We start from the raw sequence: 14498 nt of genomic DNA on the forward strand, positions 1-14498 counted from the left end.
CTGCTTCAGCCTGAAAAATAGGATTACCGGAACGTAACCTTCCAAGTTTTGATCTCATAAGGTTGAATCACAAACGCAGCCGTACGATCCTGATAGTTCACTTCTGCCTCATCCTCTTCCAGCATGTTGCATTCCATAATCTTCTGAATGTTCATGCCAAAGGACATGTTCCCGCTGGTCCGTCTGTTGTTTGTCTCATAAAAGCGAAGGATCAGTTCATTCCCTTTTTGTGACTGCTTCACGACTTCAATGACAACGTTACCGGCATCCGCCTTTACCAGAGAATATTCTCTGGGCAGCTGCCCTCCCTCTTTCTCTTTTACAAGAGCTGTCATTGGATTATTCATGGAATAAGCCTTTTGGATTGTATTTGCCTTTTTCCAGTCACCCTTGTGGGGATAGATGGAAAATACAAAGCTGTGGTGCTCCTTATCCGCATCCGGATTTGGATAGGTTGCAGACTTTAACATGGAGATTCCGATTTCACCGTCATGGACATGACAGCCATACTTACAGTCATTGATCATGCTGACTCCATAATCATCCTCTGAAACATCGATCCACTTATGCATGCATACCTCAAATTTTGCATAATCCCACATGGTATTGTAATGGGTTTTCCTCTTTACATTTCCATACTGGATCTCAAAGGTGGCTTCGTCTGTATGGATATCAACCGGGAGAATAGACTTTAAGAAGATATGGTTTTCCTTCCAGTCAATCTCATTGCGAATGGTGATCTCCGGGCTGTTGTATAACAGGGAAATGTACTGCTCAATGTCGGAATCTAAATATCTTCTCTTTACACAAATTGTAGCGCGGACCGGGCCGTTTTCCACAAGCTCCATGCTGCTTACGTCGGTGATCTCCCAGGACTTTTCAACATAATAATTATTTACATCCCATGCGTCATAGTTGTGTGGTCTGTCTTCATAGGTCATAAGCACGTTGGCGTTCCTGTTTTCCTTCAGCACTTCCCGTTCATTCTGCTTATCATAAATTGAAGAAATCTGACCATTCTCATGGAAGGTCACACGGATAAACTCATTCTCTAAATGCCTTTCATCCGCTCTTAAACCGGTGTCACAGATTCCTTCCCTCAGTTCAAAGGTCTTGTAGCCTTTTGAAGGAACCTGGGAAGCACAAAACAGCCAGGAGCCATCCCCTGCCTTTTGGGCAGGAAACATAACCTCTCCATCCATTACCGCCAGGTTTTCCATATGCTCCGGAACCTTAAAGGATACGGCTCCCTCCCCTTCTAAGCTATTGGGATTGAATACCACAAGGGTCCCCTTATGGGCATCCACTTGTTCTGTTACATGGATAAGGGCATTGTCCACCAGTTCCCTTCCGGTCTTACCTATTGTTTCATATTCCTTCCTGGAATCCTCATAGACCTCTTTAATAGAAGACCCCGGAAGAATATCATGGAACTGGTTTCGTAAAATCACTTCCCATGCATCCTCAATCACTTCCCTTGGATAGGGATTCTGGTTTAATACTCCATCAAGCATGGAGTAACACTCTGCATTTTCAAATAAAAATTCTGATTTCCGGTTGTACTTCTTATTTCTAGCCATAGAAGTGTAAGTGCCCCTGTGGTATTCTAAGTATAATTCTCCGACCCAGGCGGGCAGATATTTTCTCCCTCGCACTTCTTTATCCAGCTTTTCAAAAAATGCTTTTGACGTGCTCATCACGGTCCTTGGACAGCCTGGAATGCCTTTTTCAAGCCTCCGCTGGTTCTCCAGCATGTCTTTGGTTGGACCGCCCCCTCCGTCTCCATAGCCAAAGGACATTAAAACCTCATCATTTAAATATTTCTGGCTGTATCTGGCCCAGGCCCCTTTTACCTGGGAGGGGTTTATGTATGCGTTATAGGTGGTGAAATGCTCGGTTTCTGTACCGCCTTCCTCTGCCGCTTTATGATAGTCGCGGCTCGGGCTGAAATGGGTTAAAATCCTGGTTCCGTCAATTCCTTCCCATTCAAAGGTATCATAAGGCATTTTATTGAATTCATTCCAACTGATTTTTGTTGTCATAAAATATTTGATGCCGCATTTTTTCATGATCTGAGGAAGAGCGGCGGAATATCCAAACACATCGGGGAGCCACAAAATCTCATTGTCCTTCCCGAATTCTTCCCTGAAAAATTCCTTGCCGTGAAGGAACTGCCGCACAAGAGATTCCCCGGAGGAGAGATTGCAGTCCGCTTCCACAAACATACCGCCCTCTGTCTCCCATCTTCCTTCTGCAACACGTTTCTGTATTTCTTCATAGACCTCAGGAGCATTTTTCTTTACATATTTGTAAAGCTGGGGCTGGCTTGACATGAAGATGTATTCGGGATACTGCTTCATCAGCTCCAGGACCGTGGAAAAGCTTCTTACCGCCTTATCCTCTGTAACTGCAAGAGTCCATAGCCAGGCTACGTCAATGTGGGTATGGCCCACACAGTAAATGGTTTCCCCTGCCTCCTTGCAGTACTTGTCATAAAATTCTTTCTTCATGTACTCCCTGGCTTTTTTTAGGCTTTCATAATATTCTCCGGAATATTCCTTTCTTAAATCCAGAAGATTTAAGGATTCATTGACTGCATGAAGGATGGTGAGATAGGCACTGTCACTGTCAGGAAGGAGTCTTGCGACCTGATAGGGAACGGATATATCATAATAATACTGCTCTGTTTCCCGGTCCAGCACCTTTATCCTGGAATCCATGACAAGCCCCAAATTCTGGTCGCCGGTAAATGCGGATAAAACGATCCGGAATGTCTCTCCTGCTGCTGCCTTTTCCGTCAGTAAAACCTCTCTGTGATTTACGTCAAGCCCCTGTCTTCTGACACCATTGACGTAAATGGTGAACTGGGGATTGGTGGCATCCCACAGCCCTTCCCTTCCTGTTTTTAATTCATACACCACACATTGATCCTTAAACTCATCAGGAATGGTAATGACTGTTTCAAACCAGAAATATTCCCTGTGGCCGCCCCACAGTTCTGCACTTGTAAGTTCCTCCCAGTCATCGGTATGAAGGTCCTGGACATTTAAAAAGTGCTCCCCGGATTTTAACATCCGGTAACTGGTGATGGGCATTTCCTTCGCATAAATCAGACGGTTTAAGTCCTCCACCAATTTTCCAATCCGTTCTTTGATCAGTATCATTGTAATCTCCTCCTTTTTCGTCAGCCTTTGGCAGCGCCGGCCATATTAAAGCCCTTTGACATATAGTTTTGCGACAAAATATAAAGTAATATGGAAGGAATGGCATAGACAGCAGAGTAAGCGGCCAACTGTCCGTATATTATCATACCATGCTGTCCAAAAAATTGATATAGGGTAACAGATGCCGGTAATTTATTTAAGGTCTGCAACAGGATATAGGGGATAAAAAAGTTGCCCCAGCTCCCTGAAAAGGTAAAGATGAATACCACGCAAATCCCCGGAAACATTAAGGGAGCGATGATTTTCCGGATGCTGTCCAATGTGGAGGCACCGTCCACCCAGGCCGCTTCCTCCAGTTCTATGGGGACATTGTCCATAAAATTTTTCATGAGCCAGATCCCATAAGGCATGGAAGTTGCCGTTAAAAATAAGATAAGTCCCAAAGTCTTGTCATAGAGCCCAATGGTCAGGAACATCTTATACACGGGGACCATGACCGCCGTAATGGGAAGAGAGGTCATAAATAAAATCGTATATAAAAACAGACTTTTATAACGAAGTTCATATCTTGACAGGGGATAGGCTGCCAGGCCCGCAAAAAGCACCACCAGGAACGACTGTCCAAAGGAAATGAGCAGTCCGTTGGCAAATGCGCGCTGATTGGTCTGGCTGGATAAGATCACCTTGTAATTATCAAGGGTCCACTGGGCTGGTATCTTCACAGCCTGAGAGGCGTTGCCGTCAAAGGAGGCCAGCAGGATCCAAAGCAGGGGAAGTACAAATATAACCGCTAATAAGGTCAGCACCCCATAGGGCACCGTTTTTCTTAATTTCCAATACATGAAGCACCTCCTCTAGTCCTTTTTCATGACTCTTGTATAGAAAACACTGAGCACAATCCCGATCACAAGAAGAATCATGGAAATGGCCGTGCCGTATCCCAGCTGCTGGGAAATAAATGCCTGCCGGTACATAAAGATGGGCAAGGTCAGGGTTTTGGTTCCGGGTCCCCCGCCTGTCATCATATAGATCAGCCCGAATACGCCAAGGGTGGATAAGGTATTGAGCATGGTATTTGTGGCAATGGTGTTCTTGATACAGGGAAGGATGATCCTCAGCATGGTCTGCAGAGGACCTGCCCCATCCACCTTTGCCGCTTCCTCAATATCCGCCGGTACCCCATCTAAGGCTGACTGGAAGTTCATCATGGAAAATGCGGTCCCATGCCATATATTTGCCAATATAACCGTTGCCATGGGAATGGCAAACAGGAATTCCACGGTGGGAAGATGGAGAAAGGAAAAGATCTGGTTTAAGGTACCCTCGTCTCCGAAAAAGGTGCTGCAGCACAGGGCTACAACCACCTCCGGCATGATCCAGCCTGCCAGGAAAATAGGACCTACGATCCCCCGGAAGATCCTGTTTCTGTTCCTCATGTTAAGGGCAATGAGAAAACCAAGTACCTGCTGACCCGTAAGGCTTCCAAGGAGAAATACAAGGGTGTTGACAATGCTGATACGCACGGTGCGGTCCTTAAACATGCTGACATAATTGGAAAAACCGATAAATTTAAGCTGTCTTGCATTCTCTCCTGATAAAGCCAGATTTGTAAAGGAATAATAAACAGTCAATAAAATCGGCATCACAAAAAATACAAGCAAAAGGACCATAGAGGGCAGAATTAATACTGATTTTCTTGCTTCCGCGAACAGCCGGCTGCTTTTTTTATTCATAGTTTCCTCTTTTCTGCCCTGCTTTTCAGGGCATATCGGTTCGTTTCCTACATTCGGATAAAAACAGGGAGGGCCAGGTGCCTTGCTATTGCACGTTTGCCCTCCCCTTCAAATCCTGAACGTTTATTTTGTCACGGTATTTTCTGCGCCAACGCTGTTAGTTACGTCTGATTTGTATTGTGCCATTGCATCCTCCGGGCTTGTTCCTGACACAACCGATTCCACCATGGTCTGAATGTGGGTGGTAACCGTTGAATACTGGCTGTTTCTTGGCCGGTAAAAGGCTCCGGATAAGAAGCTGGTGCATTTTTCCATAAAGGGCTGTGAGGAGTATGTAGGATCTGAGGCAATATCAGTTCTGGTTGCAATATTTCCCTGGGCAATGATGGTATCTAAGTAAATATCATAGCTCATGCAGTGCTTGATAAAGTCCATTGCCGCATCCTTCTGGTCGGAAAGCTGCGGTATGGATAAAGCCCAGCCGCCTGACATGGTGATGCTGCCCGGTTCCTGCCCCTCAGAGGTTGGCATGGCTGCGATGCCAAGCTTATCCTTGTACTCCGGCCATGGAGCCGATCCTGTTTCCTTGTAATTTCCGGTCATCCAGTACCCGTCTAAGGAAATGGCAAGCTTGCCTCCCGGTAAGTATTCTCTGGAAGCAATGTTTCCTGCTTCTCCGTTTAATACCTTGGACAGGGAGGGCCCGTATCCTTCCTTATATATGGTGTTGATAAAATTTAAGGATTTTAAAATATTACCGCTGGATGCGATCCATTTGTCATTTTCATCCAAAAGCTGCTCACCTGTCCCGTAAAGAAGCATCTCATAGGTCTGCATGGAGGTAGCTTCTCCGCTTGCTACTCCCGAATTACACCAGAATGGCACCACATCCGGGCATTTCTCCTTGATGACCTTGCAGGTATCCAGGACCTCCTGCCATGTTTTTGGCTGCCATTCAGTATCCAGACCGGCTGCCTTAAATATGTCTTTGTTATACCACAACCCGCGGGTATCGGTACAGTAAGGGATCCCGTACACGCTACCGTCACTGTATGTAACACCCTCCACCAGCGGCCCGTAGAAGGTCCCGTCATTCCATTCCTTATAATCCTTTAAGTAGGAAGAAAGATCTGTAAGATAACCGGCTGCCACGTCAGAGGGAAGCTGGAACGTATCTTCGCAGACAATATCCGGAGCCGTATCCGCTGACTGAAGTGCCAGCGCCACCTTTGCAAAATAGTCTCCTTCTGAAGCAGTAATGGGGGCAATGTCAAGTTCAATGGAATCTTTTTTATCGTAGGTCTCATATGCATGCTCAAACCAGTTCTTTAAGGCATCGCTTCCTCCATCCCGGAACGTGATGGAAATTTTTGCCTTTCCGCCTGTACCCGGGGTTTCCGCTGTTTTTCCGGTTTCCCCGGAACCTGCTTCTGTCTTCCCCCCAGCTGTTGTTTCCGTTTTTGCCCCGGAGCCCTGGCATGCTGCCAGGGAAAGAACCATGGATGATGCAAGTACCGCTGCTGCAACTTTCTTCATTTTCTTCATAAAACCCTCCCATCTCCTATTCACTTCCCAGTCTCACCGGGAATAAAAGTATACCTGTAAGGTATTTTTATCTACGCGAGCAACGAGCCGGATAAATATGCTTGCATGTTTATTCAGTGACTGCCGCGATAACTATAAGAGACTCGTGAAATGTGTTTCTTATAGTGGTTAAGGAAATGATAGCATAAGTCGGTTTTACAGAGTATTCCAAAATTTTAGAAAAGGGGTATAATTTTAACCTTTCCGTCTACCTTTCCAAAATGGCGTTCCTGATGTCCCCCTGAAGCCTTTTTGAAACCTCCTCCGGTGTCATGGTCTTGTCTCCGAAAAAATCCGTTAGATTCCCTGCAATCCCGTCTGATATGATAAACCATGTGGTGTAAGCATTTTTTAAGATACTCTGGTTTCTCTCCCGTTCCACGAATTCATCCGGAAGACCTCTTACCAGTCCGGGATTTACCTTTACATCCGTTCTTACGGAAAGGCAGTAAGTATTTTCGTAATAGCTTTTTATAACCTCCCTGGATGTAAGGTAATCCAGCAGTTTTATAGATTCTTCCATGTCCGCCGTTACCGTGATCCCAATGTTGTCTCCCTGCAGCAGATAAGTCTGCTTCTGGATATATGGGATTTCTGCGATTTTATACTTACACTTCCTGTCCGAATTCTCCAATATGGACATGGAGCTTAGCTCTGCAATGGCAATTTTTACATATCCCTTGGAAAACGCCTTCATCAGCTCCTTTTGATTCCAGTTGATCACATCCTGGTCTATGATCCCCTCATCCCTCATATTGCCAAGCATTTCATACAGCTTCATGCAGTTTTCCGTATCCAGGCTCCGCAGGGTTCCTCCGGCAGAATAGATCATCTGCAGAAAACTGGAGGTGATATCCTCTTTATTCTTCATGGCAAAGCCGAAATTATAGGTGCCAAGGGTACTGGTTTCCCTGCACAGCTTAAGAAGCTCTTCCATCGTATCCGGTATGGCGGCATCATGCTTCTTCAAATGATCCTCATTATAAAATACCACATAGGGGTTGCTGGTAAAGGGAACTGAATAGCAGATGCCGTTTACCACCGTGCTGCTGTATGCATTCTTTAAATACAGGGAGGCTTTCTCTGCTGTCATGTAATCGGTCAAATCCCTAAGAATTCCCATGGACTCAAGGGCAGGCGTCATGACGTTCTCACAGATGATCAGATCAGGGAGGTTATTCTGATCCTTATCTATGCACAGCTGCTTTTGAAAGCCGGACTGAGAGACATACTGGATCCTGACCTCCGGGTTCCCCGGCAGTTTAGAATATTCATTCACAAGCCTCTTTAAGTAATCGCCGCTTTCATCCTCCTCGCAGACAGCCATGACCATAAGCTGGTCCCTTTTCTCCTCCTCAGCTGCCACCTCATTGGTCTCCCTGTAATATTTAAAGATCACACTAATTAATAAAAAGGAAACCAGCAGCCATAAACAGATCAGAAGTTTTTGTACGGTCCTGTTCATATCTTAGAATACCTTTCTATAGTCTGAGGGCGACACTCCCATAATGGAACGAAATACCTTGTTAAAATACTTCGTATCCTTATACCCCACCATTTCTGCTACTTCATGGATCTTATAATTGCCCGTTGCCAGAAGTTTTTTTGCAACGCTGACACGGAATTCCCCTAAAAAGGTGCAAAAGTTGATCCCCATTTCTCTGGTAAACAGTTTGCTTAAATATTCCGGTGTGATCCCCACCAAATCAGCTGCATCGGAAAGTGAAACTTCCTTATCATAATTCTGCCTTATGAATTCTATCACATTTAAGATCATACCATTGCCGGTTAAGGCATCCTTTTCCCTGTCATCTGCTACCATATCAATCACCTTCCAGTAATTGTTCAGAAATATCTCCCTGATTCCGGTTTTCATCATATCGTTTAACAGGTATTGGTAGAGGGCTTCAATGTCTTTGTTTTTCATCAGATCCCTAGCGGTATTTAAAGCAGCCATAACAAAACGGACGGTGTGGTTTTTAATCACCTTAGGCTCTCCCCTGCTTTGAATGACCGTCTCCTCAAATTTCCTGGCGTTTTTTCTGATTCCTTCCTTGTTTCCATTTCTTATGTCCCTTTTCACTCCGCGCTCCAAGTATTCCGGATATTCCACCCTTTCAAAGGACAGATTCCCAACCAGCTCCCTGTCAATGATGCACTGGTCCTGAAATACAAAGGTATAGGTTAGATATTCCTGCATCTGTTTTAAGGTATCTTTAAGACCGGAAAGATTTGCCAGCTCCCCGTAGCTGATGAGAAATTCTCCCTTCTCCTTCAGTTCCTTCAGTATCTGGGTTTTAAATATAGTCTTTAAGTACCTGGCGTTCTGGCCGTCTGAAATCATGACAAGGATCTGCTTTTCATAGGGAAGCTTAAAGATGAAAAAGCCTGTCAGACAGATTGCATCAAGGCTGTCTTTAAGGACTTCCGTCATCTGGTTCGTCGTATCCTCCAGAATACTTTCTGACTGGATCAGAAACATGGAAATGACTTTGTCCTTTTGATTTCGTATCTTTTCCGCAAATTGTTTTTGAACCACTTCCTCATCGCTTCCGTCTCCCGTCAGGATGGAAAACAGCAGCTGCTCCGCAGAAACTTTCTCCACCTTGTTCTTTGATAACTTTTTCTCCACGGTCCCAAGGACCTCTATGATGTCCTCCACATCCAGAGGTTTCAGCAAATATTCGGCTACGGATAACTGTATGGCGCGCTGGGCATATTCAAACTCCGAATACCCAGTCAGAAGAACTGCCGCCGTCATAATCCCTGCTTCCCTGATCTTGTGGATCATGGCCAGTCCATCCATCTTTGGCATGTTGATATCCGTTATAACAACATCCGGATGCAAAGATAACACTTTTTCAAACCCTGCCTCTCCATCGCATTCTCCTGCTACCACTTCATGTGACGTATACTTTTCAATGATTTTAATGATCCCGTTCCTGGTGTTTGGTTCATCTTCCACAATTACCACTCTCATGCCCAAGTATCGTTCCCCCTGTCTATTCTTCAAATAAGATCTCCGCCGTTATTTTGGTTCCCCTGTCATTTGATTCAATAAAGAAATGCCCTTCTTCTCCATAATAGTATTTGATCCTCATAATCACATTCCGTACCCCGATGCTCCCCTCAATGGCGCCGCTTGAATAATCATAGTGATTCAGCTCCCTGACCAGATCCTCATCCATGCCTTTTCCATTGTCCTCCACTTGAACCACCAGATGCTTATCCCCCTTTTTTCTGATGGAAACCGTAAGCATATCCTGTCCGGTATCGCCTGGAAACCCGTGGATGATGGCGTTCTCAATGAGAGGCTGGAAGAGAAGCTTGTGCATTTTTAAATCCAGGACCTCCTCATCCACATCCATAATACAGTGGAAGGAAAAGGAAAACCTTTGCTGCTGGAGAAAAATATACTGCTTTAAATATTCCATCTCACTTCTCACACTTACCACACCATTGCTTTTATGTACGCTGTAACGCAGGATCGACCCAAGATTTTTAAGCATCCTGCTGATTAAGAACTGTTCGTTTTCGATGGCGATCCAATTGATGGCATCCAGGGTATTATAAAGAAAATGAGGGTTGATCTGTGCTTCCAAAGCCTTTAATTCCGCATTTTTCTCACGGAGCAGGGCTTCCTTTTCTATCTTACCGGACTGGTCGATTTTCTGTACCATGTGATTGAAGTGCTTTGCAATCTTTCCAAACTCATCCTGCCAGGAATGCTCGATCTGCACCGTATAATCCCCCTTATAGGCTTTGTCCATGGCAGAGGTGATCTTTTCCACACAGACCTGTAAGGAACCTGCAAACTGGATCATAATAAGAATGCTGGTAATGATGATCAATATCGTAAGCAGAATGATCACCTCAAAGATGTATTTAAAATCCTTTAGAGGCTCTCTGTTATCCCGGAGGCTGACCAGTACAAACAGGTTTTTTAACACAGGCTTTGTGTAAATGCTGTAAAATCCGCTATTCATGATCTGATGGGCTTCCACCGCCTGCCGGATCTTCAATTCCGGCTGGGTAAACAGTTCCTCTCTGCTGTCATCCCATTCTTCAAAGATGCCTGTCCCAATTAAATCCGTCCTGGTACTGGAAACGATGCTGCCATTGGAATCGCAAAGAAAGGATACATTGATTTCATTTTCATTTTCCTGGGAATAGGTTTGCCGTATATTGGTTTCGTCAAGGCAGATCAGAATGCTTCCAACCGTACCTTGCCTGTAATTATTAATATCCGCGATCCGGTGTCCCAGATAGATGATATTTCTTTTTGTACCGTTTGCCGCCTCCCGGTTTATGACACGGGAATAAACGGTCTGGGTGTTATGAAAGGTCTCATCGGTCACCTCCAGCCAGCTTTTATCCTTTTCCGGAAAGCAGTAGCTGTCCATGGTGCTGTTGGTGATGGAATCATACAGGATGCATTCCTTTTTCTGTGTCACCACCGCGATCCCTAATATCTCCGGATGAAGATATGAGATATTTTCCAGATCATCTTCCAGCTGCTTCTTTAACAGATAATAATTCCTGGAATCCCATACATTCAGCTTTTCCAGCTTTAAGGCATATTCATTTTCCGTATAAATGGACATGATGATGCTGTCATATTCGGAAAAGAAATCTTCCAGCCCTTTCTGGGATAATTTCATGTTGCTTTCCACCAGAATATCCATCTGCTTTTTTATGGTGTTGGCCGCAATGACGCAGGTTATGATTTCAATTACCATGACAGGGACGATTGAGACAAAAAGCAGGATGATCAATGTCTTTTTGGCAATTCCCCATCCTCTGTATCTGTTTACCAAATATTTGATCAAGCCATGTTCCCTCCTTGTTAAAATCTTCCAATTTTCTTCTTGTTTTGTATTATAACATAATTTATAAATAAGGATAATATTTTCAATCGGCCCGGCGCAAAAAGAAGGCCTCAGCATAATTGCCAAAGCCTTCTTCCTATCATTCAGGATCATTTCTTACCCGCCTCCGTGCGTCAGGTTAACGCAAGAGCTGTTACGGATTTAAAGCGATGCCCTTCTTCTTCTATTTCATTGATAAGCACCTTTACTCCAAATGCCTCTTCCATATGTTCTTTTGTTACCACTTCATCCACTTTACCAAATATGCTTTTTCCGCTGCGGTTTAAAATCAATGCCTTATCGGATATCTTCAATGCATGTGCCGGATAGTGGGTATTAAAAATACAGGATATGTTCTTTTCATCCGCCAGACGGCGGATCGTATCCAGAATAATCAGCTGGTTTCTAAAGTCTAAATTGCTCTCCGGCTCATCCAGCACCAGCATCCGGGGTTTCGCAGTCAAGGCCCGGGCAATTAAAACCATCTGCAGCTCTCCGCCGCTGATCCGGCTCACCAGCTTCCCTCTTAAATAATCAATTCCAACGCTCCCGATCGCTTCATCGGCAATTTCTACATCTGCCTTTTTCGGACGGCTGAAATTTCCGATATGGGCACTGCGTCCCAGTAAAACCATCTCTTCCACCGTATAGGAAAAAAGGGATGCTTTTGCCTGGGGGACATAGGCAATGGTCTGCCAGACATCTTTTACAGACATTTCTGCCAAACATGTTCCATCCAGATAGCTTCCGCCTGATTTCCATTTCAGCAATCCCATCATATTGCGAAGCAGTGTGGTTTTTCCTACACCGTTAGGCCCCAGGATTGCCAGTACCTCTCCATCTTGAAGCCGGAATGTGATTTCTTTTAAAATTTCTTCCCCTGCCTTATATCCAAAACATCCTTCCTTTACTTCAAAAATCACAGCCATCCTCCTCCTGTCTTTCTCAGCAATAGAATAAATACCGGTGCTCCGATGACTGCAGTCAGGATTGATAAGGGGATTTCAGCAGTCGTTGCCGCTCTGGCAGTCGTATCCATAACCAGCATAAATACTGCACCCAGGCTGATGCTGGCCGGAATGACCCGTTCGTTATTGCTTCCAAACAGCATCCGGACCCCATGAGGAATTAACAGCCCCACCCACTCAATCCGTCCGCACATGGAGGCACAAGAGGCCGTAATCAATGCTGCTGCCAGAATAATGAAAATACGAAGCTTTTTTAAGTCAATTCCCATGGACCTTGCTTCATCCTCAGACATTGACAGGATATTCAGCCGCCAACGCAGCAGATAGATCATCAGAATCCCTCCGCAGATCAAGGGACCCCCGATAGCCAGACTCTTGTAGGTGATTCCGGCCATACTTCCTAACAGCCAGTAGGTGATGGCCGGCAGCTGAGACTCCGGGTCAGCTACATATTTAACCAGCGATACCAGCGAAGTAAAAAGAGAGGAAACCGCAATTCCTGCCAAAATGATCATAAATGTGGAAGACTGCCCTTTGACCTTGCTGATGGAATAGGTAAGCATAATGGCGATCAGGCCAAATACCAGGGCCACCAGCTGAACCCATAAAAGGCTGTCCGAAAACAAAAGGGCCATTGCCGCACCGAAACATGCTCCCTGTGCCACCCCCAAGGTATCGGGAGTCGCCAGCGCATTGGAAAATAAGGGCTGAAAGGCCGCTCCCGAGACAGCCAGCCCCGCTCCGCAAAGAACTGCCAGAATGATTCTTGGCAGCCGGATATTGAATACGACACTGTATGCCTGGGGCTCAATGGCATCTTTTCCGGAAACCGCATAGGTATATAACAGTTTACAGATGTCAGCAAGGTTAAAAGAATAGCGCCCGATGCCCAGACAGATCAGGGCCGTTAATACCGGAGCCAGGATCAGTAAGATCCTGGTTCCGGCTCCATATCGTTTCATCAACATATTTATACTCCATCTGCTGCTTCACGGGGAGGATTGAACATGCCCTCCACCTCTTCATCTGTAAGCTCCATATTATAAAATTTCAGATAGAAGTCCTTAATTGTCTGGTTCAAATCAAAATCTGTAAAAACTTCCGGATGATTTTTCTGGGCCATCCAGTAAAGGCACAGGGAAGAGTCAGAGGACGGCGGGAACCAGCGGTACATTCCCAGGGGGAATTTATAAACTTTATGATCCCGTACGGCCTTAACCGGACTCCAGTCAAATCCTTCAATGCTGTTGTCATAGAAATCCTGAGGCAGGTAAGGACTGAAGTTTGTTACATAGATAATATCCGGATCCCACTCATAGATCTGCTCCATGGTCAGATCCACGCCTGACCCCGGAATATCTTTTGATACGCTGACAGCTCCGGTGGCATCACACCAGTACTGGCCGAAGAACTGGTTGCCGGAGGTCTGGAATACCCCGTCTTTATAATGATAGATAATCATCACTTTCGGTTTATCTTCCTCTTTTACATCTTTTAAACGTTTTTCAATATCAGCGGCCACTTCACGTCCGTAATCAGTAATACCGGCGACTTTATCCGGCTCATTAAATACTTCCCCCAACAGCTCGACCCATTTGTTTACTGTTTCCACCGTATTAAACCCGGCAATGGAAGTACTGAAGCCAACCACCGGTATACCGGTCTTTAACAGTACTTCCCTTTCTTTTGCATTGTTGGCGTTGCAAAAGATCACATCCGGCTTCAGCTTAATAAGTTCTTCCACATTGACCTCGCCGCCCTGAATAAAGGAAGTATCCACATCCTTTAATTCCGGAGCCACCTTCATCAACAGAGAATATTCTGCCGCACTTTTAGAAGCAGGATGCATGCCCACCAGTTTGGCGCCTGAACCCTGATACAATACATAAACCGATGGCAGCGGCCATAAGGACGCAATCGCCACACGCTCAATATTAACCGGAATCACCACCTCATTGCCGCCTTGGTCAATGATCGTCTTGGTTTCGCCGGCTGCCGAAGTGGTTTCTTCCTCTTTCCCAGCCTCCGGTTTGTCTTCCGCTGATGCCGCTTCTGTACCGGCTGCTGCGGCCGGAGCCTCTGTAGAAGCCGTCTTGGTCGTACAGCCTGATAATACGGCCAGACACAGGGCCATGCTTAATACACGCGTTACTGTCTTTTTCATCTTTTCAGTTCTCCCTT

The 14498-nt window shown here is 45.4% G+C and carries 10 protein-coding genes; all 10 read right to left on the minus strand.

What is annotated here, in order from left to right; translation table 11 throughout:
• Positions 1 to 23 precede the first annotated feature (23 nt).
• The 10 genes from AC27IJ_RS11765 to AC27IJ_RS11810 all read right to left on the minus strand — a co-directional run bounded on the left by AC27IJ_RS11765 (position 24) and on the right by AC27IJ_RS11810 (position 14481).
• The gene (locus AC27IJ_RS11765; protein WP_487148962.1) at positions 24 to 3164 is read right to left on the minus strand and encodes an alpha-mannosidase; all 3141 of its coding nucleotides are present in this window, start codon (positions 3162 to 3164) and stop codon (positions 24 to 26) included.
• A 20-nt stretch (positions 3165 to 3184) separates the two neighbouring features.
• Positions 3185 to 4006, minus strand: a complete 822-nt coding sequence (locus AC27IJ_RS11770) for a carbohydrate ABC transporter permease (RefSeq protein WP_312442529.1) — start codon at positions 4004 to 4006, stop codon at positions 3185 to 3187.
• 12 nt (positions 4007 to 4018) lie between these two features.
• A complete protein-coding gene (locus tag AC27IJ_RS11775) occupies positions 4019 to 4897 on the minus strand; it encodes a carbohydrate ABC transporter permease (RefSeq protein WP_312442527.1) in 879 nt (292 codons plus the stop codon).
• Between the two features lie 123 nt (positions 4898 to 5020).
• Complete coding sequence (locus tag AC27IJ_RS11780; RefSeq protein ID WP_312442525.1) at positions 5021 to 6442, minus strand: extracellular solute-binding protein; 1422 nt, start codon at positions 6440 to 6442, stop codon at positions 5021 to 5023.
• A 247-nt stretch (positions 6443 to 6689) separates the two neighbouring features.
• A complete protein-coding gene (locus tag AC27IJ_RS11785; protein ID WP_312442523.1) occupies positions 6690 to 7946 on the minus strand; it encodes an ABC transporter substrate-binding protein in 1257 nt (418 codons plus the stop codon).
• A 3-nt stretch (positions 7947 to 7949) separates the two neighbouring features.
• A complete protein-coding gene (locus AC27IJ_RS11790; RefSeq protein WP_487148966.1) occupies positions 7950 to 9494 on the minus strand; it encodes a response regulator transcription factor in 1545 nt (514 codons plus the stop codon).
• Positions 9484 to 11310 carry a sensor histidine kinase gene (locus AC27IJ_RS11795; protein WP_487148968.1) on the minus strand — a complete coding sequence of 609 codons (1827 nt, stop codon included), beginning with the start codon at positions 11308 to 11310 and terminating at the stop codon, positions 9484 to 9486. The genes AC27IJ_RS11790 and AC27IJ_RS11795 overlap by 11 nt, the downstream gene beginning before the upstream one ends.
• Positions 11311 to 11483: 173 nt before the next feature.
• Positions 11484 to 12278 (minus strand): ABC transporter ATP-binding protein, encoded by a 795-nt coding sequence (locus AC27IJ_RS11800; RefSeq protein WP_487148970.1) that lies wholly within the window; start codon positions 12276 to 12278, stop codon positions 11484 to 11486.
• On the minus strand, positions 12269 to 13285 hold the full coding sequence (locus AC27IJ_RS11805) for a FecCD family ABC transporter permease (protein WP_312500592.1): 1017 nt from the start codon (positions 13283 to 13285) through the stop codon (positions 12269 to 12271). The genes AC27IJ_RS11800 and AC27IJ_RS11805 overlap by 10 nt, the downstream gene beginning before the upstream one ends.
• Positions 13286 to 13287: 2 nt before the next feature.
• Positions 13288 to 14481 carry an ABC transporter substrate-binding protein gene (locus AC27IJ_RS11810; RefSeq protein ID WP_487148972.1) on the minus strand — a complete coding sequence of 398 codons (1194 nt, stop codon included), beginning with the start codon at positions 14479 to 14481 and terminating at the stop codon, positions 13288 to 13290.
• Positions 14482 to 14498 lie beyond the last annotated feature (17 nt).

Source organism: Lacrimispora sp. YZC11, assembly GCF_057543815.1.